Raw genomic sequence first — 23,382 nt, forward strand, 5'->3', positions numbered from 1 at the left:
GGTCGGCGACGGCGCCCGCGGCGAGCATCGCGTAACCCGGCCGGGCCGACCACGGCAGCGGCGGCTCGTGCAGCAGGAAGCGGGCCGCCTCCCGCGCGGCCGGAGTGGCCCGCAGCTCGGGGCGGTAGGACTCCAGCGTCGCGCGCAGCTGTGCGGCGGTGCGTGGCGGGTCGAGCACCCCGAGCGCCTCGGCGGCCCGACCCGCCTGCGCCACATAGGTGTCGCACTCGGCCTCCGTCAGCCGCCCCGGTCCGTACGCCTGGAAACACGACAGGAAGCTGTCGGCCTCCGCGGCGTGCACCCACGCCAGCAGGTGGGGGTCGTCGGCCCGGTACGGCCGGCCGTCGTCGGCCCGCCCGAGCACCCGGCCGTGGATCGCGCGCACCCGCGCGATCGCCTCCTCGGCGTGCGGCACCGTCGAGAACGTCGTCGTGGCGATGAAGTCGCTCGTGCGCTGCAGCCGCCCCCACGGGTCGGACTTGTAGCCGGAGTGCCCGGCCACCCCCGCCATCGCCAGCGGGTGCAGCGACTGCAGCAGCAGCGCGCGGATGCCGCCGACGAACATCGCGGCGTCGGCGTGCACCCGCCACACGGGATCCGTTGGGGCGAACCAGCGTTCGCCGACGGCTCCCCAGATCTGCCCGGCCCGCGTCGAGGCATCCTCGCCGGCCACCCGCGAGCGCAGGGCGTGCGCCAGCGCCGAGCGTGCCGGAGCGAACACCCTGGTCAGCGCCCCGTGACTCATGGCGACGGCACGCGAGCGCCGGTTTGACGAGTTCATCCACCCTCCTTTGCCCGCACCATACGTGCGCCTGCCGCCGGCGCCACTCGAAACACGACGTTTACACCGCACCCGCGCCCGTTGACCGGCACGTAACACGAGCGGCGCGATGGCGAAATGTGGCGCGCGGAAGCTACCTGGCATGGAGATCAACAGCGGCGATACCGCCTGGGTTCTCACGAGCGCCGCGCTCGTGATGATCATGACCCCAGGCGTTGCCTTTTTCTACGGCGGCATGGTCCGCGCAAAGTCCGTGCTGAACATGATGATGATGTGCTTCGGGGCGATGGCCACGATCGGCGTCATGTGGGTGCTCTACGGCTACAGCATGGCCTTCGGTAACAGCATCGGCGGCCTCGTCGGCAACCCCACCGAATACCTCGGCCTCCAGGGCCTGATGAGCGAAGACGCCGTCGCCGGCAGCATTCCGGCGATCGCGTTCGTGGCGTTCCAGGCGATGTTCGCGATCATCGCCACCGCGCTGATCGCCGGTGGCATCGCCGACCGCGCCAAGTTCTCCACGTGGATGGTGTTCACCGTCCTGTGGGGCACCATCGTGTACTTCCCGATCGCCCACTGGGTGTTCGCGTTCGACTCCGCGGACGGCTCGGTGCGCGGCGGCTGGATCGCCAACCAGCTGCAGGCGCTCGACTTCGCCGGCGGCACCGCGATCCACATCAACGCCGGCGCCTCCGCCCTGGCGCTCGTGCTCGTCATCGGCAACCGGCACGGCTTCCGCAAGGAGCCGATGCGGCCGCACAACCTGACGCTGGTCATGCTCGGCGCGGCGCTGCTGTGGTTCGGCTGGTTCGGCTTCAACGCCGGCTCCGCCGTGGCCGCCAACACGACCGCCGGCGTCGCCTTCGTCAACACGCTCGCCGCGACCTCCGCCGCGATCCTCGGCTGGCTGGCCGTCGAGCGCGTCCGCGACGGCCACCCGACGTCGCTGGGTGCCGCCTCGGGCATCGTCGCGGGTCTCGTCGGCATCACCCCCGCGGCCAACTCGATCTCCCCGGTCGGCGCGGTCATCCTCGGCCTCATCACCGGCGCCGCCTGCGCCTTCGCGGTGAGCCTGAAGACCAAGTTCGGATACGACGACAGCCTCGACGTCGTCGGCGTGCACCTGGTCGGCGGTCTCGTCGGCACGCTGCTCATCGGCTTCCTCGCCACGTCCGCCTCGCCGGCCGGCGTCGACGGCCTCTTCTACGGCGGCGGCGTCGACCAGCTGTGGCGCCAGGCCGTGGGTGCGTTCACCGTGCTCATCGTGTCGTTCGTCGCGAGCTACATCATCGGCTTCGTGCTGCACAAGACCATGGGCTTCCGCATCGACCACGACCACGAGTTGGAGGGCATCGACCGCCACGAGCACGCCGAGACCGCGTACGAGCTGCTCGGCCAGCCCGGCGTACGGTCGATGAGCGGCGGGTTCGCCCGCGCCACCACCACCTCCGGCGACCGTCACGACACGAGCGCCGCCCAGAACAACGAGGGAGCAGTCAACCAGTGAAGCTCGTCACCGCCATCATCAAGCCGTTCAAGATCGACGACGTGCGCAGTGCCCTCGAGGCCTTCGACGTGGCCGGCATGACGGTCAGCGAGGCCAGCGGTTTCGGCCGTCAGCGCGGCCACAGCGAGGTCTACCGGGGCGCGGAGTACACGGTCGACACCGTGCCGAAGGCCCGTCTCGAGGTGCTCGTCGACGACGCGGACGTCACCGATGTCGTCGAGGTCATCGTCAAGTCCGCCCGCACCGGCAAGATCGGTGACGGCAAGGTCTGGACGATCCCCGTCGAAGAGGTCGTCCGCGTCCGTACCGGCGAGCGGGGCCCGCAGGCGCTGTAGGCGCCGCCTCCGTCGCCACCTTCGTTCAGCCACCCCATCGACCGCCCGGGGTGTCGGTGCCAAACCCCTCCAGCACCGACACCTCGGGCTCCGAGTTTTTCCGGCCATTTGTTGTGCAGTCCGCCGCAATCAGCGTGTGCCGCCGCGGCGCGGGAAAGGACCTAGACATGCCACGCAGGACACGTCCGGCCGAGTCCGCTCGGGCCGTCTCTTCGGCCTCAGCGGTCTCAGCGGCCCCTTCGGCCTCGCCGGCCGCTGCGGCCTCTGCGGCCTCGCCGGGCGCCGAGGCGGGGAGAGGGGCCGCGGGGTCGGACTCCGAGGGTGAGTCGTCGGAGCGCGCTCCCGGCGATCTGCGGCGGCTGCGCACCGAGGCCGCGAGCCTGCGCGCGTTCACCGAGGTCGGAGCCGGTGCCCGCCGCCGCGACGCGATCGCCGCCGTGACCGGTGCGTGGCTGCAGCGCGCCTGGCTGGGCTCCGGGTGCCAGCGCGAGGGGCTGGCCCTCGCCGCGGTCGGCAGCCTCGCGCGCTCGGACAGCGGGCCCGCCTCCGACCTCGACCTGGTGTTGCTGCACGACGGCCGGATCGGGGGAAAGGCGCTCGGCGAGATAGCGGAACGGTTCTGGTACCCGCTGTGGGATTCGGGGGTGCGCCTCGACCACAGCGTGCGCACGCTGGAGGAGTGTCGCCGCGTGGCCCGCGACGATCTCGTCGCCGCCGTCGGCATGCTCGACCTGCGCCTCATCGCCGGTGACCCCGAGTTGGTCGCCGGGGTGCGCGCGACGATCTCGCACGACTGGCGCGCCAACGCCCGCAAGCGCCTGCCCGAGCTCATGGAGGCGGTGCGCGAGCGCCATGAGCGGCACGGCGAGCTCGCCCACCTCATCCAGCCCGACCTCAAGGAGTCGCGCGGCGGGCTGCGTGACATGACGGTCATCCGGGCCCTCGCCGCGGCGTGGCTGGCGGACCGGCCCCGCGGGGCCGTCGACGAGGCCTACGCCCGGCTCCTCGACGTGCGCGACGCGCTGCACCTGGTCACCGGGCGCGGGCGCGACCGGCTCGTGCAGCAGGAACACGACGCGGTCGCCGCGCTGCTCGGCTACGGCGACGCCGACCTCATGCTCAAGGACGTGACGGAGGCGGGGCGCTCGATCGCCTACGCCCTCGACGCGACGTCGCGGCGGGCCGGGCAGTCGCAGCGGGCCCGCACGCTGCGGGTCGGGCCGCGGCGCCCGATGCTCACGCCGCTGGGGCACGGGTTGTCGAGCCACGACGGGGAGATCGTGCTGGGCCCGCGCACCGACCCGGCTCGCGACCCGCTGCTGCTGCTGCGGGCGGCGCGGGCGGCGGCGCTCGCGGGGCTGCCGATCGCGCCGACGACGCTGGACAACCTCGTCGAAAACACCCCGCACCTGCCCAAACCCTGGTCGCCGAAGGCCCGCGACATCTTCGGGGAGTTGCTCGCCGCCGGCGACGGACTGGCGGGGGTGTGGGAGAGCCTCACGCTGGCGGGCGCCGTCGATCAGTGGATCCCGGCGTGGTCGGCGATCCGCAGCCGCCCGCAGCACAACCCGGTGCACCGGCACACCGTCGACCGGCACAGCATCCAGGCCGTCATCGAGGCCCGGCCGCTGCTCGCCGACGTGCGCCGCCCGGACATCCTGCTGCTGGCGTGCCTGTTGCACGACATCGGCAAGGCCTACGGCTCCGACGACCACGCGCATCTCGGCGCGGAACCGGCGGGCCAGGCCGTGCTCGCCCTCGGGTACTCGGCCGAGGAGGCCGATCAGGTCGCGCATCTCGTGCGCCACCACCTCACGCTCGTCGACCTGGCGACCCGGCGAGACCCGGACGATCCGCGCACCGTCGAGATGCTCTGCGAGGCGATCGACGACGACCCCGACACCCTCGACCTGCTGCGGGCCCTGACGGAGGCGGACGCGCGCGCAGCGGGCCCGGCCGCCTGGAGCCAGTGGCGGGCCCGGCTCGTCGACGACCTCGTCGGCGCGGCCCGGCGGCGGCTGGCCGCGCAGGGGCATGGACCGGATCCGCACGTCGTCGACCCAGGGCCGGAGGAGGACGGCCTGCCGGAGGTCGCCGCGCACGTGCGCGCGGCCGCGGAGAGCGTGGGCGTGCAGGTGCACGTCGAGGACCACGGGGAGGGCCAGCTCGTCGAGGTCATCGCCCCCGACCGGGTCGGGCTCTTCGCCGACACCGCAGGGCTGCTCGCGGCGCACGGGCTCAGCGTGCGCCGGGCGAGGTTGGCGACGGTGGACGGGTTGGCGGTCGACCGCTGGCACGTCGAGTCGCCGACGGGCGCGCGGGCGGACGCGGAGGCCATCGAGCGGTCGATGCTGCGGCTGCTCTCCGGCGACCGGCGCGGGCTGACTCCGCTGACGCGGCGCCCCCCGCGCAGCCACGCGTCGCCGGTGACGCGGGCGCTGCTCGTGCCCGACGCCTCCGAGGACTCCACGGTGCTCGAACTGCGCGCCACCGACCGGCCCGGTCTGCTGCACGACGTCGGCCGCTGCCTGGCGTCGGCCAAGGTGAGCGTGCGCAGCGCCCACGTCGCCACGTACTGCGGCCAAGCCGTCGACACCGTCTACCTCACCGAGCCCGACGGGGCCATGCTGTCTCCCGGGCGGGTGGCCCAGGTCGTCGGCTCCTTGATCGACGTCGCCGACGGGTGAGCCCGGGGTCGCACAACCCGACCGGCTACGACCTGACCACCGCGTCGGCGCGGCCGGGCCTCCGCGTAGGGTCGCCGAGCCTCTGCGGCCGCGACCGCTCGACGTGGCGTCGCCACGCGTGAGCCCCGAGGTCGCTCGCCGTGGCCGGCCTCGGCGTAGGGTCGCCGGGCCTCTGCGGCCGCGGCCGGGGTTTCTGCCGAGCCTTGGCGCGCGGCTCCGCCTCGACGGGGCACCTTGGCCTCGACGGGACACCGACTCCTCGACTGAGCACCGTTGGCTCGACGGGACACCCGCAATCGCAGGTGTCCCGTCCGTTGAAAGAGGCTCAGTCGAGAAACCGGTGTCCCGTCGGCCGGGGTCGGTCGTCGGGCTGGGGGCCGGGGCCGCGGCGGGCGCAAAGAGCGTGGTAGATCTGCCGCGTCTGCGCGGGTGAATCTCCCACCGTCTTGGGGCGATGCGCCCGGGGGCGACGGGTTGGGGCCGAGGCCGTGGCTAGGCACCGTTGGCTCGACGGGACACCGCTTTCTCGACTGGGCACCGTTGGCTCGACGGGACACCCGCGATCGCAGGTGTCCCGTCCGTTGAAAGAGGCTCAGTCGAGAAAGAGGTGTCCCGTCGGCCGCGTCGGTCGTCGGGCCGGGGGCCGGGGCCGTGGCGGGCGCAAAGAGCGTCGTAGATCTGCCGCGTCTGCGCGGGTGAATCTCCCACTGTCTTGGGCCGGGGCACCGGGCCGGCTGGGGGAGCGGAGGGAAGGGGCACAGGGGAGCAGGGCCGCGGGCGGAACCGGGGCGCAGAACGTCAGGGGAGTCGGGGGAGGCTCAGCCGATCCAGGCGGCGGGGTCGTCGATGACCGCGTCGAGTTCGCGCAGCGCAGCGCCGAGCGCCCCGGCGGCGACGTCGCTGGTGACGGGCACGATCTGCGGCGCGGCCCAACGGGCCGAGATGACGCGGTGCGCCAGGCGGCCGCTCAGCTCCTCGCCGACGCCCTCCGCGAGCGCCGCGAGATGGCCGCCGAGCACGATCGTCGAGATGTCGAGCACGTTGACGACGTCGGCCAGCGCCACCGACAGCGCGCGGATCGCGCGATCCAGCGCCGCACCGGCCGCCGCGTCGCCCTCCTGGGCGCGGTGCACCAGTTCGGCGGTGATCGACAGGTGCGCGGTGTGGCCCGGGTGACCCAACGACGCCGCGGCTCCCTCAACCGCCGGGGTCGCCTCGCCTGTCGAGGTTCCCGCGTGTGCCGGGGTTCCCTCGACCGGCGGGCTTGCCTCGACCGGCGGGCTTGCCTCGACCGCCGGGGTTGCCTCGCCTGTCGGGGTTGCCTTGACCGCCGTGGTTGTCTCGATCCCCGGAGTCCGTTCGGCGCTGGGGACCTCCTGGGCGCCCGGGACACCCGTGCCACGCAGAGCGCGCGGGGCGGCGGGGGCGTCGAGGCCACCGGCTCCGTCGCGGGCGTCGTCGGGACCGTTCAGACCGGCTGCTCGGACGAATGCGGCCCCACCGGCGTACTGCTCGAGGCAGCCGAAGGATCCGCACCGGCAGGCGGGCCCGTCGGGGTCGACGCTCACGTGGCCGAATTCGCCCGCCCAGCCGTGCTGCCCGCGCACGAGCCGGCCGTCGACGACGACCGCGCCGCCGACACCGACTCCGCCGGCGAGGTAGGCGAAATCGGTGAGTTCGCCTGGGTGGCCGGGCCGTTCGCGGGCGATCGTCAGTGCGGCCAGGGCGGCCTCGTTGCCGAGCGTGACCGGCAGGGGAGTGGGCAGCCCGATGCGGGCAGCGGAGTTCGAACCGAGCGCGGGCGCGGCCAGCTCGCCGAGCATCGGCACCGCGTCGACGTCGGACCAACCGAGGTTGGGCGCCCGCAGCACCCGGCCGTCCTCGTCGTCGACGATGCCGGGAACGGCCAGTCCGACGCCGACGACCGGTGTGCTGGAGGGCAGTTCGGCGAGGGCCGCGCGCGCCAGGTCGCCGAGGGCGCGCAGCACCGGCTCCGGGTCGGCGTCGAGGTAGTCGCCGGTGACGTGGCGTGACCCGATCACCTCGCCCGCGAGGTCGACGATGCGCACCGACAGGAACGTCGGGTCGACCTGCAGCCCGACGGCGCACACGGCGCCGCGGGTCGGGACGAGCGGGGTCGCGGGGCGCCCGGGCCCGACCACCGCGGCGGGGGCCATCTCGGCGACGAGGCCGCCTCCGACGAGGTCGTCGACCAGCCGGGAGACCGTGGAACGGGTCATGCCCGTGGCGGTCGCGACCCCGGCCCGGGACGGCGGCGCCGGGGCGGCGTAGATGGTGCGCGCGACCAGCGACAGGTTGGTCTCGCGAAGGGTCGATTGGCGAGCACCGGCTCGAGCCGCGCGCCGGTCTGCGCGCGCAGCCTGCGACCTGGGGTTTCGTCGGGCCGACATGATCGAAACTGTAGCCGGGCAACGCATCTGCTCCCACCGCGACCCGGTTGTCGCGGGCCGGTGGCCGCGTGCCCTAGGTGCAGTCTGCGCGCCGGCCGCCGCGGCGGTGGTCGGGAACGGTATCGGCCGCCCCGGGGAGCGGCCCCAGCGCCGCCTCCGCGGCACCGGCGAGAGCGGGCAGGTCGGCGCGGCGGAGCCGGATCGCGGCGCCGCGACCGTCGCGCGCGAGCGTCGTGCCCTCCTCGCGCCAGCACGCGACGGCCTCGTCGGTCAGGTGCGGCGGCAGCCGACCGGCGGCGTTCGTCACCCGCCACCAGGGCACCGGCTCCTCGTCCGGAGCCGGGCCGGTCGCCATGATCCGCCCGACCTGCCGCGGCCCGGCGCCGAGCAGCTCGGCGATGTCGCCGTAGGCCACGACGCGCCCCGGCGGCACGAGCCGGACGACGGTCGCCACCGCGCGCCGCAGCCACAGCGCCCGTTCCGGCCCAGCTGTCATGCCCTCATCGAAGCACGGCCGGTGCCGCAGGCACCCCAGGCCTCCTAGCCGTTCGCCTGGCTCGCCTCGAGGTGGTCGGCGAGCTCGGCGACCGACGGATAGCTGAAGATGTCCTGCAGCTGCAGTTGGCCGTCGAGCCCGAGCGAGCGCCGCAGCCGCGCGAGGATCTGCGCGGCGAGCAGGCTGTCTCCGCCGAGATCGAAGAAGTTGTCGGCGGCGTCGATGCCGCTGACGCCCAGCACCGTCTCGTACGCCGACGTGAGGCGGCCGGCGAGACCGTCCGCGGCCGGGTCCGGACCGGCGGCCTCGGGCTCCGAGCCGGGCGCCGCCGACACGTGCTGGCGCACCCACTGATCCAGGCGCGGCGCCAGCGGCCGCGTCGAGACGACCAGGTGCGCGGGCTCACGCAGGGCCAGCACGCGCTCGAGCACCTGCACGCCCTGCTCCGGGGACATCGCGAACCGATCGACCCCGGAGGCGGTGTACGCGGCCACCTGCTGCGTGGAGTAGTCGAAGTCCCAGTCGTCGAAATCGACCACCACCCAGTCGATGCCGTGGCGGCGCGGGTCGGCGTCGGCGAACGCGTCCATGGCCCGGTTGGCCCCCATGTACGCCGTCATCGCCAACCCGCCGAGCACGCCCGCGATCGAGGAGAACAGCACGACGAAGTCCGGCGCGGCACCGGCGCGGGCGAGGTCGGCCAACGCAGCGTCGAGATGGCCGAGCGCGTCGAGCTTCGGCGCGAACTCGCGGGCGACGATGTCGTCGGACAGGTCGGGCAGGTAGGTGAGTTCGGCGAGCCCGGCGGCGTGGAAGATCCCGTCGATGCGGCCGTACCGATCGACGGCCGCGGCGAGCGCGGCGCTGACGTCGTCGCGGTGCCCCACGTCGGCCTGCACGACGTCGATCCGCGCGCCCGCAGCCTCGAGATCGCGCAGCCGAGAGAGCACCTCGGACGCAGGAGGCGCAGACCGGGTCGTGAGGACGAGCGTGGCGCCGCGGCCCGCGAGGTGTCCGGCGAGCGTGAGGCCGATGCGGCCGAGCCCGCCGGTGATGACGTACACCCCGTCGTCGCGCAGGCGCGACTGCGGTCGCGGCGGCTCGGGCGGCTCGGGCGGCGCTGACGGCTTCAACGGCCGCGGCGGATCTGTGGGCTCTGACGGCCCTGACGGATCCAGCGGTCCCGGCGGCAGGCTGACCGGCTCGTACGAGGGCACCCAGCGGTGGACGCCCCCGGCGCCGCGGAACGCGACGATCGACTCCTCGTCAGGCGTCGCCGCGGTCAACTCCCGCAACAGCCGCGCGGCGAGCAGCTCAGCGGCTTCAGTGGCTTCAGCGGGTAGGTCGAGCACCCGGCACGTGATGCTCGGGTTCTCCTGGGAGAGCACCAAGGCCGGGCCGAGCAGCGTCGCGCGCGCCGGGTCGGCGGCCTCGGCATCGACGGCCACCGCGCGCCGTGTGAGCACCCACGCGTGCAGCGGCTCCGGCAGCGCCTCGAGCGTCAGGGCGCGGGCGAGCGCGACGAGCTCCAGCGTCGATGTCGGGCCGCCCTCGGCGCCCCCATCCGCGCCGCCATCCGAGCCCCCATCCGAGCCGTCATCGGCGAGCGGCCACAGGCACAGCAGCCGTTGCGGAGCCCGATCCTGCGCCGCGAGCGTGCGCAGGAGCCGGCGCAGCCCGTCGACGTCGGCGTCGACGCGCATCGTCGCGCCGTCGTCGCCGCGCTCACCGACCTCGCGGCCGGGGCCGGGTCGCACCGCCCGGATCACCTCGTCGCCGCGCTTGGCGAGCCCGGCCCGCAGCCGGGCCGACACGCCGTGGCCAGGCCGGTCGCAAGACTCCGCACCAGACCCATCGCCAGACCCGTCACAAGAACAGTCGTCGAGCACGAGCCAACGGGTCGGCGACGCCTGCCCCGCGGCCGACCCCGGCCCGGGCTGCGACCCCGGCCCGGGCTGCGGCGCCGGCGACATCGTGCGTTTCCACGACGGCAGCCAGAACCACTCGTCCACCGGAAGTTTCGCGTCCGGGGGCGCCGGCTCCGACGACCCGCCGAACGCAGCGCCCGCCGGCCGAGCGCCGGCGTCGTCCGGCCAGCACCGTCTCCCGTCGAACTGGTAGCCGGGCAGCGGTACGCGCCGCCGGGATTCGCCGGAATGCACGGCCGCCCAGTCGACGTCGACCCCCGCCGCCCAGGCCTGACCCAGCGCCTGCATGAGGGCCAGTGAGTCGGTGACCCGCTCCTCCATCGGGTGGCGCATGAACGGCACCGTCACCGGGGCAGTAGCGCGCTCGGACGGTGACCCGGAGCCGGTGTCGGCCCGGGCGGCCGCCGCGACCAGTCCGCACAGGGTGCGGCCCGGCCCCACCTCGAGCACGACGGCCGCTCCGCGGGCAAGCAGGGCGGCGGCGTTGTCCGCGAACCGCACGGTGCCGCGCAGGTGCCGCCCCCAGTAGCCAGGGTCGGTGGCCTGCTCGTCGGTGTACCAGTCGCCGGTGAGGTTGGCCAGGATCGGAATCCGGGGCGCCCGCAGCGTCACCGATTCCGCCTGCCGCGCAACGGCGGCCGCGGCCGAGGTCATCATCGGGGAGTGGAAGGCGCGGGTCGTGTGCAACCGCCGGGCGCCGACACCGCGGTCGGCGAGCACGCCCTCGAGGCGCTCGATGGCCGGGATCCGCCCGGAGATCACCACGTCCCCAGGTGAATTGACGACCCCGACATCGACATCGGGCTCGTCGGCGACGAGCGCGGCCGCCTCCTGCGCGGTGAGTTTGACCGACAGCATCGCCCCCGGTCCGGCCGCCTCCATCGCGTGAGCGCGCGCCATGACCAGCGACAACGCGTCGGGCAGGTCGATGACGTCGGCGATGCAGGCCGCGACGTACTCCCCGAGGCTGTGGCCGACGAGCGCGCTGGGCCGCAGGCCCCAGTCGATGAGCGTGCGCGCCAGCGCGTACTCGACGGCGAACAGCGCCGGCTGCAGATGCTCCGCCCGCATGAACTCCGCGGTGCCGTCGCCGCCCTCGTCACCACCCCCGTCGGCGAACGCCACCGCGGGCAGGTCGATCTCGTGGTCGTCCGCCAGGATCCGGGCGCACTCGTCGTAGTGCCTGCGGAACGCCGGCACGCGCTCGTACAGCCCCGCGCCCATGCCCGGGTACTGCGAGCCCTGGCCGGGAAAGGCGAAGACGAGCCCGGAGCCCGCCGAGGGGGAGGCGGTACGCGGCCGCGCGGAGCGCAGCGCCGCCGCGAGCGAGGCGCCGTCCGAGCCGGCGACCGCCAGCCGCTCGGCGAACCGCTCGCGCCCGACCCGCAGCGTGTAGGCGACGTCTCGCGGGTCGAGCCCGTGGTCGGTCTCGAGCCGGTCGGCGAGCGCTTCCGCGTTGCGCTGCAACGACGCCCGGGTGCGGGCCGACAGAATGAGCGCCACATCAGGCGCCTCGTCGGGGGCGCTCACCGGCTCTGGCTGCACGTACTCCTCGAGCACGAGGTGGCTGTTGGTGCCGCCGATGCCGAAGCACGACACCCCGGCCCGGCGCGGGCCGTCGCCGGCCGGCCAGTCCCGCAGCTGCGTGTTGATGTAGAACGGGCTGCGCTCCAGGTCGAGCGCCGGGTTGGGCTCGCGGAACCCGATGAGCGGCGGCAACTGGCGGTGGTGCAGCGCGAGCACGGTCTTGATGAGCCCGGCCATGCCGGCGGCGATGTTGCTGTGGCCGATGCCGGCCTTGACCGAGCCGAGTGCACAGAATTGTGTGCGATTAGTGCGGCGCCGGAACACCTGGGTGAGGGCCCGAACCTCGATCGGGTCGCCGACGAGGGTGCCGGTGCCGTGGCACTCCAGGTAGGAGAAGGAGTCGGGCTCGGCGCCGGCCATCGCCTGCGCGTCGGCGACGACCTGGGCCTGACCGGCGACGCTCGGCGCCGAGTAGCCGGCCTTGAGGGTGCCGTCGTTGTTCGTCGCGTGCCCGGTGATGACGGCGAGCACGGTGTCGCCGTCGGCCCGCGCGTCGGCGAGGCGTTTGAGCACGACGACGCCGACCCCGTCGCCGAGCACGGTGCCGCTGGCGTCCGCGTCGAAGGGGCGCACCCACCCGTCTCGGCTGTTGATGTGGCCCTCGGCGTACTGGTAGCCGGCCTGCGGGAAGGTCAGGCTCGACGCCCCGGCGAGGGCCGTGTCGCACGCCCCGGCCTGCAGCGACTGGCACGCCATCGCGACCGCGACCAGCGAGGTCGAGCACGACGTCTGCACGTTGATGCTCGGACCGCGCAGGTCGAGCAGGTGCGAGACGCGCGTCGTCACGTAGTCCTTGTCGTTGCCGATCTCGGTCAGATGCGCCTCCATCGGGTCCCGCGGGTCGAGCAGCCCACCGCCGCGCAGGTGGTGCAGCAGGTAGGTCGGGAGGAAGACCCCCCCGAAGACCCCCGTGCGCGCCCCGTCGGTGCGCGGGGCGTGCCCGGCGTTCTCCAGCGCCTGCCAACAGCACTCGAGGAAAAGCCGGTGCTGCGGGTCCATCAGCGTGGCCTCCTTGGCGCTGATGCCCCAGAAGCCGGGTTCGAACTCCTCGACGCCGTTGACGAGCGCGCCGATGCGCCGGTAGTCGGGGTCGGCGAGCACGTCGGCGGACACGCCGCGCTCGCGCAACTCCTCCTGCGTCAGGTCGCGGATCGAGCGCGTCCCGTCGCGAATCGTGCGCCAGAAGGCGTCGGCGTCGGGTGCCCCGGGGAAGCGGCAGGCGACGCCGACGACGGCGATCGGCTCGCCCGGCGCCGGGGCCGCGGCGGCCGATACCGGCTCCGGCTCGGCGTCCTGCGAGCCGGACGCGTCCTCCAGGCTGGCGGCGAGCGCTCGCACGCTGGGGTAGGTGAAGACGTCGATGACGGAGACGGTCAGGCCCCGTTCGCGCAGCCGCGCGCAGACCCCCGCGGCGGCCAGCGAGTGCCCGCCGACGTCGAAGAAGTTGACGCCCGCCTCGACCGCCTCCAGACCGAGCTCGCCGGCCCAGGCGTCGGCCACGAGCCGCTCCAGGCGCGTGGTCGGCGGGTCGAGCAGGGTCTGCCCTCGCGCGCTCGAACGCTGCGGGGCGGGCAGCTCGCGGCGGTCCACCTTGCCGGTCGCGGCCAGCGGCAGGTGGGTCAGCGGCACGATGTAGGAGGGCACGGAGTAGGGCGCGAGCCGGCGGCGCAGGTGCGTGCGCAGCTGCGTGACCAGCGCGTCGTCCTCCACCGAGCCGTCCGAGACGACATAGGCGACGAGGTGCTCGGGCTGGCCGGTGGCCGGGTCGTCCAGCGTCGTGACGAGCGCGGCGTCGACGCGGTCGTGGGCGGTCAGCGCCGACTCCACCGCGCCGGGCACGATGCTGTAGCCGCGCAGTTTGATCATGAACGCGATGCGGCCGGTCACCTCGAGGTGGCCGTTGGCCAGCAGCCGCCCGGAGTCCCCGGTGCGGAACAGCAGCGAGCCGTCGGCGCGCAGCGGGTCGGGCACGAAGCGCTGCGCGGTCGTCTGCGCGGCGCTCAGCTCACCGCGCGCGAGGTAGCCGCGGGCCAGGCTGTCTCCGCCGACGTAGATCTCGCCGGTGAATCCGCGTGGTACCGGGCGAAGCTCGTCGTCGAGCAGGTATACGCGCACGTTGCCCATCGGCTCCCCGAGCGGGGCGAACCGGGGCGAGAGAGCGGGGTCGACGGTCGCGAGATCGGTGGTGCAGACGTCGTGGGTCTCGGAGATGCTGTAGTCGTTGAGCAGCCGGATCCAGGCGAACCGGCGGGTGAACCGCTGCGCCAGCGACGTCGTGACGACCTCGCCGTTGAGGTAGACGACCCGCAGGTGCTCGAACGCGGTCTCCAGGTCGAGGCCCGGGGTGCCGAGCACCTGTTCCAGCAGCGACGGGGTGAACAGCACCCGGGTGATCCGCTGCTCGTGCAGGAAACGCACGAGACGCGGCGGGTCGAAGATGACGTCGTCGCGGACGATGTAGGCGGGCCGCCCGCGCAGGATCGGCCGCATGACCTCCCACACGAAGAACACGTTGCAGGCCTCGCGCTCGTGCTCGCCGTACGGCACGTGCCGGTAGCGCCAGTGGTAGGAGTTCACCGCGCCGCGGTGCGGGCACAGGATGCCCTTCGGCTCGCCGGTCGTGCCCGACGACATCACGCAGTAGGCCAGCGATTCGGGTCCGGGACGCACGCTCTCGTCGAACGCGGGCGGTGCCGCCTCGGCGATGCGTTCGAGCCAGCCGTCGGACAGGATGATCGACCGCTCGCGCCAGCGGGCAGGCAGCGCGTCGGCGAGGTCGCCGTCGGTGAGCACGACGACGGGGTCGGCTGCGGTCAGCGTCTGCTCCAACAGCGCCTCAGGGTAGGTCGTGTCGATCGGCAGGTACGCGCCGCCGGCCTTGAGGGCCGCGAGGTAGCCGATGACGAAGTCGGCACTCGTCGGCAGGCGGATACCGACGAGCGAGTCGACCCGTACGCCGCGGCCCTGCAGGGCCCGGGCGAGCAGATCGGTGCACTCGTCGAGTTCGCGGAAGGTCAGGCTCCGGTCGCCGTCGACGACCGCGACCGCCTCCGGGGTGCGGGCGGCCTGCGCGCGGAACAGCTCGTGTAGGCAGGCGTCGCGCGGGTACTCCTCGACCGGCCCCTCGAGCAGCGACGGCGGCAGGGCCGCGATGTCGGCGGAGACGGTGGCCACGATGGTCTCGACGACCTCCCGCGTGCGGGAGGCGGTGTAGAAGTGGTCGCCGACGAACGCGCGCGTGGCGAAACCGCCGGTGGTGTGGCGCTCCCAGGCCGCGAGGTCGGCGGGCGTGGCGAGGTCGTCGTCGGTGCCGCCGAGGGCGGTCAGCGGGGCGCGCAGCGGCGGGCCGTCGGCGGCGGTGTACGTCTCGGACAGCGCGAAATCGGCCCGCATCGGCGGCAGGATCAGCTCGACGAGCTCGGGATCGGCCAGCGCGTCGGCCGGCACCAGCCCGAGCCGGCGCACGACGTCGAGGAGTTCGTCGTCGGGGAGGGCGTACATGGGCGTGGGCGCGTCGTCGGTCGGCTCATCGACGGGGTCGTCGGCTGGGCCGGCGGGGCCGGTGGCCGGGTCGCTCGTCGGGTCGCTAGCGGGGGCGGCAGCCGGGTCGGCGGAGACGGGCGGGGCGGTGTGCGCGGAGACGAACACCCGCAGGGGCGCAGGCAGCCCACGCTCCTCCAGACGGCGGGCCACCTCGAACGCGACGAGCGCGCCGACGCTGTGGCCGAAGAACGCGAACGGCTTGTCGAGGTGCTCGACGAGCGCGTCGGTCAGGGCGTCGGCGAGGGTGGGCAGGTCGCTGATCGGGGGTTCGTCGAGGCGGCTGCCACGGCCCGGCAGGTTGGCCGCGAGCAGCTCGACGTCCGCGCCGCCGGCGTCGGGTTCCCCGACGGGGGCGCACACACCCAGCAACTCCGGCCAACCGCGGAAGGCCTGCGGACCGCCTCCCCCGTACGGGAAGCCGATAAGACGCCAGCGGGCGTCGGGTTGGGCCGTCAGGGTGACGAACCAGGGCGCCGCGCCCCGTCCTGGCGGACTCGTCGGCGGACTGGTCGGCGGACTGGTCGGCGGACTCGTCGGGGCAGTGGTCGGGGGACTGGATCGATGACTCGTGGTCGACATGGGAGCCTCCTCGTTGAGTGTCCGCGTTCCGAACGACACGGTACCGCGGGAGGCACCGCGGCCGGGTCACGCGGCCGGGTTCGGTCTCTGTCCTAGTCGGTTTGCCGGGTATCGGCGACAGGAACGCGAACTTCCCCACCCAAAGGATGGGCACGTTGCGGCGTATGTCCGGGTCGGTGCCGGCTCGGGCGCGCGACCGGTGCGCGGGCGGCCTCAGGGCGCGTGGAGAGACCTCGGATAGCCTGGGTCGGTGTTCAACAACCTGTCCGACCGCCTCACCCTGACGTTCAAGAACCTGCGCAGCAAGGGCCGGGTCACCGACAGCGACGTCAACGCCACGATCCGCGACATCCGCGTGGCCCTGCTCGACGCCGACGTGTCGCTGCCGGTGGTGCGCGCGTTCACGTCGCGGGTGCGTGAGCGCGCGCTCGGGGTCGAGGTGCACCAGGCCCTCAACCCCGGTCAGCAGGTCGTCAAGATCGTCAACGACGAGCTCGTCGGGATCCTCGGCGGGCAGACCCGCCAGATGCGGTTCGCCAAGCAGCCGCCGACCGTCATCATGCTCGCGGGCCTGCAGGGTTCGGGTAAGACGACGCTGGCCGGCAAGCTCGGCTACTGGCTCAAGCAGCAGGGGCACACGCCGATGCTCGTGGCCGCCGACCTGCAGCGCCCGAACGCGGTGACCCAGCTCGAGGTCGTCGGCCAGCGCGCCGGCGTGCCGGTCTTCGCGCCCGAGAAGGGTAACGTCGAGGGCTACGACGCGGTCATCGAATACGGCTCGGGCACCAGGGGTTACGGCGATCCGGTGGGGGTCGCACGGCAGGGTGTGGAGGAGGCCCGCCGCCAGCAGCGCGACGTCGTCATCGTCGACACCGCGGGCCGGCTCGCGATCGACACCGCGCTCATGCAGCAGGCCGCCGACATCCGCGAGGCGATCCAGCCCGACGAGGTGCTGTTCGTCGTCGACGCGATGATCGGTCAGGCCGCGGTCGACACGGCCGTGGCGTTCCAAGACGGCGTCGACTTCACCGGTGTCGTGCTCTCCAAGCTCGACGGCGACGCTCGCGGCGGCGCGGCACTGTCGATCGCGCACGTCACGCAGCGTCCGATCATGTACGCGTCGACCGGTGAGCAGACCAAGGACTTCGAGGTCTTCCACCCCGACCGCATGGCCAGCCGCATCCTCGACATGGGCGACGTGCTCACGCTCATCGAGCAGGCCGAACGCGCCTTCGACCGGCGCGAGCAGGCCGAGCTGACACGCAAGTTCATGGAAGACGAGGACTTCACGTTCGACGACTTCCTCCAGCAGATGGCGGCCATCAAGAAGATGGGCTCGCTCAAGCAGCTGCTCGGCATGATGCCGGGCATGAACCAGATGCGCGAGCAGCTGGATTCCCTCGACGAGCGCGAGTTCGACCGGGTCGAGGCGATGGTCCGCTCGATGACGCCGTTCGAGCGCACCCACCCCAAGCAGATCAACGGCTCGCGCCGCTCGCGCATCGCGCGCGGATCGGGCGTCACCGTCTCCGAGGTCAACCAGCTGCTCGAGCGGTTCGGGCAGGCGCAGAAGATGATGCGCCAGCTGCGCCGCGGCGGCGGCATGCCGGGCATGCCGGGCATGCCCGGCGGAGGCGGTGGGGGCGCCAAGCGCAAGCCGCCGGCCAAGGCCAAGGGCAAGAGCGGCAACCCCGCCAAGCGCGCCCAGCAGGCCAAGGCGATCGAGGCCAAGCGCGAGCAGGCCCGCCAGAACGCCTACGGCGCCGCCTTCGAGCAGCAGCAGTCGCCCGCCGGCAGCGCCTTCGGTGGTCAGGGTGGTCAAGGTAATCAGGGTGGTCAGGGAGCCGGTGTCGACGCCCAGCAGGCCGCTGAGCTGCTGAAGAACATGGACCCGACGAAGCTCCCGAAGGGCTTCGACAAGTACCTCAAGTAGCCCTTCACCCCCCATCTCCCCTTCGGCCAAGTGATGGGGCGCGGGGGCTCGACGGGCACGGGTCGAAATGCCCGATTAGCCTGGGGCGGACGCCAAGGTGAGGGAGGCCGCGATGTTCACGGTCGAGCGCACGACGAAGGCCACGCCGGACGAGGTCTGGGACGTGCTGGCGAACGGCTGGCTGTTCACGGCCTGGGTCGTGGGCGCCTCGCGGATGCGGGCGGTGGAACCCCAGTGGCCCGCCGTCGGCGCCAAGGTGCACCATTCGGTCGGCGGCTGGCCCGCCGTGCTCGACGACGAAACCCAGGTCGCCGTCAGCGAACCCGGCGAGCGGCTCGTGCTCGAGGCGCGGATCCGCCCCCTCGGGCAGGCCCGCGTCGAGTTGACGCTGACCCCGACCGGGCAGGGCACCCGGGTGCGCATGCGCGAGGACTTCTTCCGCGGCCCGGGCAGGCTGGTGCCCGTCCCGGTGCGCCAGGGCGCGATGTGGATCCGCAACCGCGAGGCCCTCAACCGGCTCGTCTACCTCGCCGAGCGCCGCACGAGCCCCGGCCCGAACCCGAGTCCGACCCCGCGCCCGACCCCGAGCGCCGACCACCGGGAGAGCCTGAGAAGCTGAGATGCGCACAGTCGATGCCGTCGTCGTCGGAGCCGGTCACCACGGCCTCGTCGCCGCCGTGACCCTGGCCGACGCGGGCTGGGACGTCGTCGTGCTCGAGGAGCGTGACGAGGTTGGCGGCGCCGTCTCCTCACGCACGGTCGACGGCTTCGTGCTCGACGAGTTCAGCGCCTGCCACCCCCTGGCCCGCTCCTCGCCGGTGCTGCGCGGCCTCGACCTCGAGTCGCACGGGCTGGCGTGGGCGCACGCGCCGCGGCCGCTGGCCCACCTCGCGCACCCCGACCGGCCAGCCGCCGTCATCGAGGACGACCCGCACGCCACCGCCGCCCGCCTCGCCGAGGACCACCCCCGCGACGGCGACACGTGGCTCGCGCTCGTCGAGCACTACCGGCGCATCCGCGATCCGCTGCTCGCGGCGCTGCTGACCCGGTGGCCCCCCGTGGCGCCCGCGGCGAGGCTGGTGCGGGCCGCCGGCCCGGCGTCGATGCCCGACCTCGCCCGCTTCCTCCTGCTGCCGGTCACGCGCATGGGGGAGGAGCTGTTCGAGGGGCAGGCCGGCCGAGACCTGTTGGCGGGCAACGCGATGCACTCCGACGTGCCCCCCACCGCCCCGGTCAGCGGGGTGTTCGGCTGGCTCATGACGATGCTCGCGCAGGACGTCGGCTTCCCCTCGCCCGTCGGCGGCACCCGGCAACTCGCCCTCGCACTGCGGTCGCGGGCCCAGGCCGCCGGGGCCGACGTGCGCACCGGCACCCCGGTGGCCTCGATCGAACCGGGCCGCGCCCGCGGGGCCCTCGTGCACACCGCCTCCGGCGAGACGATCCGGGCCCGCCGCGCGGTGCTCGCCGACGTCAGCGCCCCCGCCCTCTACGGCCGCCTGCTCCCGGAGGCGGTGGTGCCCGACGGAATCCGTCGCCGCCTGCACGAATTCCTCTGGGACCTGCCGACGCTCAAGCTCAACTACCGCCTCAGCGGGCCGATGCCGTGGCGCGACGAGGCGGCCCGCGGCGCGGGCGTGCTGCACCTCGGGCACTCCTGGCGCGGCCTCGTGCAGTGGTCCGCCGGGCTCGAGGCGGGCGAGCTGCCGCGGTTGCCGTTCAGCCTCGTCGGCCAGATGAGCACGATCGACCCGTCGCGCTCGCCGGCGGGAACGCAGGCCCTGTGGCTGTACACGCACCCGCCGCGCGGGCACACCGACTCCCGATCGACCCTCGAGCTGACCCGCCGAAGCGAGGCGACGTTCGACGAATACGCCCCCGGCTGGCGCGATCTCGTGCTCGACCGGTGGGTGCAGAGCCCGACCGACCTAGAGGCCGACAACGCGAATCTCGGTGAGGGCGCGGTCGGCGGCGGCACCCAGCAGATCTTCCAGCAGGCGCTGTGGCGTCCGTTCACCTCCTTCGGCGGGCCGCGCACCGCGATCCCGGGCGTGTACCTGGCGAGCGCCGCCATCCACCCCGGAGGCGGTGTGCACGGCGGCTGCGGGTACGTCGCCGCGCGCGCGGCGCTGGCCGACGCCGCCTGGTGGGGGCGGCCCTACGGCGCCGCGCATCGGCGCGCGCTGCGGGGCCTGTACGCCCGGCCCGACTGGCTGGGCCGGCCCGAGCGCAACCGCTCGCAGTCGGCGGGGCGATCGGCGCAGTCCGCCGCCCTACTCTGACCTTCGTGACGAATGCGGTCGATACCGAGCCCGACGCGGATCAGGCTCCACCCGAACTGAGCGGTGGTCCGGCTGATCCGGGTGGTCCGGCTGATCCGGCCAGTCGGTGATGACGGCCTCGACGGCCGCGACCTTCGCGGCGATGTCGGCGGCGTCACGCGGCTCGGTGACCGGGTGGGCCAGGATGTGCGCGAGCGGCGCGCGGGCGGCGGCGAACTGGTCGCGGGCTCCGCGGATGTCGGGGTTCCACGCGGCGCCGAGCACGAGGTAGCCGAGGTCGGTCAGCGACCGCTGCATCGCGTGGTAGTCGGCGACCCGGTCGCCGGCGTCGGCCTGCACGCGGCGGGCGACGTCGTCGGTCTCCAGGAGGTCGGAGTAGAGCCGGCGGCGGTGCTCGCGCGCCGCCCGGGTCTCCACGTTTCCGCCGGCCAGGTCGGCGAGCACGTGGTCGAGGCCGCGCACGACGCGCCGGCCGTGGGCGCGCAGCGGCAGCTCGGGGCGGCGCCGGCCGCTGCACCACAGGACGAGGAAGGCGGCGGCGACACCGAGGAGCGTGTCGAGCGCGCGATCGGCGGCCAGCGTCGCCTGGGCGCTGTGGCTCGCGTGCGCGGAGATCGTCAGCGCGAGCGGCGTGATCGCGATGACCGCGTAGCCGTAGTTGCGCACGATCATCACCTCGATGACGAACTGCAGCGCGGCGACCAGGGCGACGACCGCCACCGGCCCGGGATCGGCGACGCTGATCGCCGCGAACAGCGCGAGCCCGAGCAGTGTGCCGACGAAGCGCTGCAGCCCGCGGACGGTCTGGCCGCGGCGGGTGCCGCCTTGGTGCAGCACGAGCGTGGCGGTCGCGGCCGCCCAGTACGGGTGGTCGTTCTGCACCAACATCGCCGCCGCGGAGCCGAGCAGCGTTGCGGCGGCGACGCGCCCGGCGACGAGGCGGGTCTCGCTGCCCGGTTCGAGCGCGCGCCGCAGCGTGAAGCTCGCGGCGGGCCGCCCGAGCGAGGTGTCCCGGATCTGTTCGCGCTCGACGCGCCCCGCCCGGGCCCGGTCGGTGGGCTCCTGCAGCGCGAGCAGGTCGCTGGCGGTCTCGTTGCCCGCCGCCGACTCCCACGGGTGCGGCGAGATGCCGAGGCGCGCGCCGGTGAGCCGGGCGGTCACCGCGATGTAGCGCTCCTGCGCGCCCCACAGCCGGTCGGTCCAGCGCGGCGCGGAACCGCCGTCGGTCACCACCGTCCAGGCCCGGTGCAGCGCGGCGGAGGCGGCCCGGCGCACCTCGTCGAGGGAGTCGGGGTCGTCCGCCTCCTCGAACCTCGTGATCGCCCGCTCGGCGGCCTCGACGGCCTGGCGCTGCGGTCCCTGCGGGTCGAGCACGACGTCGCTCATGCCGATCGCGGTGGCGAGCACCGCGCCGAGCGCGACCATCGCGACGATCCGCCCCGGCGAGGTGCCGTGGGAGGCGGACAGGCCGGCGACCCCGTGGACGAGCACGAAGAACAACGCCCCCGGCGGGCCGAGGCGCAGCGCCTGGCACAGCAGCGCGGCGACGCCGCCGGTCAGGGCCATCGCCGGCACGTCGATCCAGCCGAGCGGGGCGGTGAGGGCGCCGATCGCCGCGGTCGTGACCAGGCCGACTCCGACGGCGATCATGAGGCGCAGCCGCCAGCGCGCCGCGGTCGTCGGGCCGTAGAGCACGGTGAACGCGCCGAGGGAGGCGAGCGCGCCGGCCGACAGGGAGCCGGTCAGCGCGAGGCCGCCGCCGAGGGTGAGGGTCATCGCCGCCGCGGCCTTGATCGCGATCTTCAGCCGAGGTGGAGACGGCGCCAGCCTCAGGGCCGAGCGGACGTCGGTGCGGGACACGCTCACGGTGAGCCAGTGTCCCAGCCCGTGCCGTGGCGCCCTGCCGCGGGCCCCGGTCCACGTGGCCGTCACACGCGTCTGCGGGCGGTGACCGCTCGCGAGAGGTCACTGCGCGAGCCGCTCGTGTTGCTGCAGGTCAGGGGCCTGCGCGACGAGCGGGGGAGGGCTGTTGACCTCTCGGCGCGCGTCGAGCGGTCAATCCGTACCTTTCCCTTGCGGAAACAGAAAACTACACCTAGTCTTTCCGTCATGGAAAGCAACCCGCAGCTTCACGAGCCCTACGACGCCCGCGCGGCCCTGGCCGACGCCCAGGACGCCGCCGACCGCGCCGGCCGCCGCGTGCGATCGCCGCGCGGCTACTACCTCGCGCACGGGCTCGCCGCCGCGCTGCTCGTGCTGGGCGGCACCGTCGCTCCGCGCCCCTGGGACCTGCTCGCCCTGTTCATCGCCGCGCTGTCGATGGGGCTGCTCGTGTGGTGGTACCAGCGCAGCACCGGCGTGTGGGTGACGATCGCCCAGGCGCACGGCGCCGCCCGCCGGATCTGGATCGGCTACGGCGTGCTCTTCGTCGCGCTCGTGATCGGGGCGATCGCGCTCACCGACGCCGGGCACGCCTGGGTCGGCTGGCCGGCGGCCGCGCTGGCCCTGCTCGCCTCGCTCGTCGTCGGGCACTTCCTCGAGCCGCGGCTGCCGCTGGCCCACCGCCTCGGGGAGCTCGGCGGCCGAGAGGGCACCGAAGGCACAGCGGACACAGGGGCGGGCGAGGCGGGCCGGCGATGAGCGAGCGGGTCGAGCCCCGGTTCGACGAGACGATCCACGCCCCGCACCGGCTGCGGATCTGCGCGATGCTCTCGGCGGTCGACCGCATGGAGTTCGGCGCGCTGCGCGACGAACTCGACGTCGCCGACTCCGTGCTCAGCAAGCAGCTCAAGGTGCTGACGAGCGCCGGGTACGTCATGCTCGACAAGCCGCAGGGGCTGGGCGGCAAGGTGCGCACGTGGGCGAGCCTGACCCGCGCCGGGCGCCGCGCCCTGCAGGGGCACCTGGCCGAGCTGCACCGGCTCAGCGAGGCCGCCGGGCTGCCGCGCTAGCGGCCCGGCTCTGCCGAACGGGCGATATAGCGCCCGATCGGCAGAGCGCTCAGACCGCCTCCCGCTCGAGGGCGTCGAGGTCGGCGCAGGTCTGGGCGTAGCGCAGGGCGATGAGTTCGACGAGCCCCGGGTGGGTGGCCATGGGGTCGGTGAGCAGGTCGGTGCCGGAGTCGGCGAGGCGGGACAGGAAGTAGCCCTCGCCGATGAGGTAGGAGGCGACGACGACCCGGCCCGTGGTGCAGGAGCGCCAGGCGCGGGCGGCCGCGACGGCGTGTTCGACGCGGGGGGTGGCGGCGGCGCCGTACCCGACCCCGACCCGGCCGGGCCAGCGGCGCGCCAACAGCGACGCGACGGCCTCGGTGTCG

13 protein-coding genes and 1 pseudogene are annotated in these 23,382 nt (G+C 74.0%); 8 read left to right on the forward strand and 6 right to left on the reverse strand.

Translation table 11 applies throughout. The features are described from left to right. Positions 1-745, reverse strand: a 745-nt coding sequence (locus PINTE_RS12155) for an oxygenase MpaB family protein (protein WP_068430838.1), incomplete at its 3' end; no start/stop codon positions are given. Positions 746-923: 178 nt separating this feature from the next. Between PINTE_RS12155 and PINTE_RS12160 the strand changes: the two genes are divergently transcribed. From PINTE_RS12160 to PINTE_RS12170, 3 genes are all read left to right on the forward strand, one after another. Beyond that, positions 924-2,288 (forward strand): ammonium transporter, encoded by a 1,365-nt coding sequence (locus PINTE_RS12160; protein ID WP_174524012.1) that lies wholly within the window; start codon positions 924-926, stop codon positions 2,286-2,288. Further along, positions 2,285-2,623, forward strand: a complete 339-nt coding sequence (locus PINTE_RS12165; RefSeq protein WP_068430814.1) for a P-II family nitrogen regulator — start codon at positions 2,285-2,287, stop codon at positions 2,621-2,623. Before PINTE_RS12160 ends, PINTE_RS12165 begins: the two co-directional genes overlap by 4 nt. Positions 2,624-2,790: 167 nt before the next feature. After that, the gene (locus PINTE_RS12170) at positions 2,791-5,310 is read left to right on the forward strand and encodes a [protein-PII] uridylyltransferase (RefSeq protein ID WP_084343527.1); all 2,520 of its coding nucleotides are present in this window, start codon (positions 2,791-2,793) and stop codon (positions 5,308-5,310) included. Between the two features lie 818 nt (positions 5,311-6,128). Here PINTE_RS12170 and PINTE_RS24370 read toward each other — a convergent pair. From PINTE_RS24370 to PINTE_RS12185, 3 genes are all read right to left on the reverse strand, one after another. Then, the gene (locus tag PINTE_RS24370) at positions 6,129-7,721 is read right to left on the reverse strand and encodes an ROK family protein (RefSeq protein ID WP_176573213.1); all 1,593 of its coding nucleotides are present in this window, start codon (positions 7,719-7,721) and stop codon (positions 6,129-6,131) included. 73 nt (positions 7,722-7,794) lie between these two features. Continuing rightward, entirely contained in the window at positions 7,795-8,217 is a 423-nt protein-coding gene (locus PINTE_RS12180; RefSeq protein ID WP_084343528.1) for an MGMT family protein, read from the reverse strand. Positions 8,218-8,261: 44 nt separating this feature from the next. Continuing rightward, on the reverse strand, positions 8,262-15,854 hold the full coding sequence (locus PINTE_RS12185; RefSeq protein WP_084343529.1) for a type I polyketide synthase: 7,593 nt from the start codon (positions 15,852-15,854) through the stop codon (positions 8,262-8,264). A gap of 250 nt (positions 15,855-16,104) precedes the next feature. Between PINTE_RS12185 and ffh the strand changes: the two genes are divergently transcribed. The 3 genes from ffh to PINTE_RS12200 all read left to right on the forward strand — a co-directional run bounded on the left by ffh (position 16,105) and on the right by PINTE_RS12200 (position 20,066). Then, positions 16,105-17,787: a signal recognition particle protein gene (gene ffh / locus PINTE_RS12190; protein ID WP_068430827.1), complete on the forward strand. Its 1,683-nt coding sequence runs from the start codon at positions 16,105-16,107 to the stop codon at positions 17,785-17,787. A gap of 112 nt (positions 17,788-17,899) precedes the next feature. Continuing rightward, positions 17,900-18,406, forward strand: coding sequence for an SRPBCC family protein (locus PINTE_RS12195; protein WP_084343530.1), 507 nt, complete (start codon positions 17,900-17,902; stop codon positions 18,404-18,406). 1 nt (position 18,407) lies between these two features. Further along, complete coding sequence (locus PINTE_RS12200) at positions 18,408-20,066, forward strand: phytoene desaturase family protein (protein ID WP_084343531.1); 1,659 nt, start codon at positions 18,408-18,410, stop codon at positions 20,064-20,066. Here PINTE_RS12200 and PINTE_RS12205 read toward each other — a convergent pair. Further along, positions 20,058-21,932 (reverse strand): FUSC family protein, encoded by a 1,875-nt coding sequence (locus PINTE_RS12205; RefSeq protein ID WP_157087217.1) that lies wholly within the window; start codon positions 21,930-21,932, stop codon positions 20,058-20,060. The two genes, PINTE_RS12200 and PINTE_RS12205, sit on opposite strands and share 9 nt — an antisense overlap. A 243-nt stretch (positions 21,933-22,175) precedes the next feature. Here PINTE_RS12205 and PINTE_RS12210 point away from each other — a divergent pair, with 243 nt between their 5' ends. Together PINTE_RS12210 and PINTE_RS12215 are read left to right on the forward strand one after the other, a co-directional pair. Then, entirely contained in the window at positions 22,176-22,706 is a 531-nt protein-coding gene (locus PINTE_RS12210; RefSeq protein WP_068430833.1) for a hypothetical protein, read from the forward strand. Then, entirely contained in the window at positions 22,703-23,017 is a 315-nt protein-coding gene (locus PINTE_RS12215; protein ID WP_068430836.1) for a transcriptional regulator, read from the forward strand. Before PINTE_RS12210 ends, PINTE_RS12215 begins: the two co-directional genes overlap by 4 nt. 49 nt (positions 23,018-23,066) lie before the next feature. Here the strand turns inward: PINTE_RS12215 and PINTE_RS23255 are convergent. After that, positions 23,067-23,382, reverse strand: a pseudogene (locus PINTE_RS23255) (sirohydrochlorin chelatase); the annotation flags it as partial.

Origin of the sequence: Piscicoccus intestinalis NBRC 104926, assembly GCF_001515525.1 — a bacterium.
Classification (GTDB): domain Bacteria; phylum Actinomycetota; class Actinomycetes; order Actinomycetales; family Dermatophilaceae; genus Kineosphaera; species Kineosphaera intestinalis.

Coding starts and splice junctions, on each gene's coding strand:
- PINTE_RS12160 (WP_174524012.1), top strand. CDS start 924: ATGGAGATCAACAGCGGCGATACCGCCTGGGTTCTCACGAGCGCCGCG.
- PINTE_RS12170 (WP_084343527.1), top strand. CDS start 2,791: ATGCCACGCAGGACACGTCCGGCCGAGTCCGCTCGGGCCGTCTCTTCG.
- PINTE_RS24370 (WP_176573213.1), bottom strand. CDS start 7,721: ATGTCGGCCCGACGAAACCCCAGGTCGCAGGCTGCGCGCGCAGACCGG.
- PINTE_RS12180 (WP_084343528.1), bottom strand. CDS start 8,217: ATGACAGCTGGGCCGGAACGGGCGCTGTGGCTGCGGCGCGCGGTGGCG.
- PINTE_RS12185 (WP_084343529.1), bottom strand. CDS start 15,854: ATGTCGACCACGAGTCATCGATCCAGTCCCCCGACCACTGCCCCGACG.
- PINTE_RS12195 (WP_084343530.1), top strand. CDS start 17,900: ATGTTCACGGTCGAGCGCACGACGAAGGCCACGCCGGACGAGGTCTGG.
- PINTE_RS12200 (WP_084343531.1), top strand. CDS start 18,408: ATGCGCACAGTCGATGCCGTCGTCGTCGGAGCCGGTCACCACGGCCTC.
- PINTE_RS12210 (WP_068430833.1), top strand. CDS start 22,176: ATGGAAAGCAACCCGCAGCTTCACGAGCCCTACGACGCCCGCGCGGCC.
- PINTE_RS12215 (WP_068430836.1), top strand. CDS start 22,703: ATGAGCGAGCGGGTCGAGCCCCGGTTCGACGAGACGATCCACGCCCCG.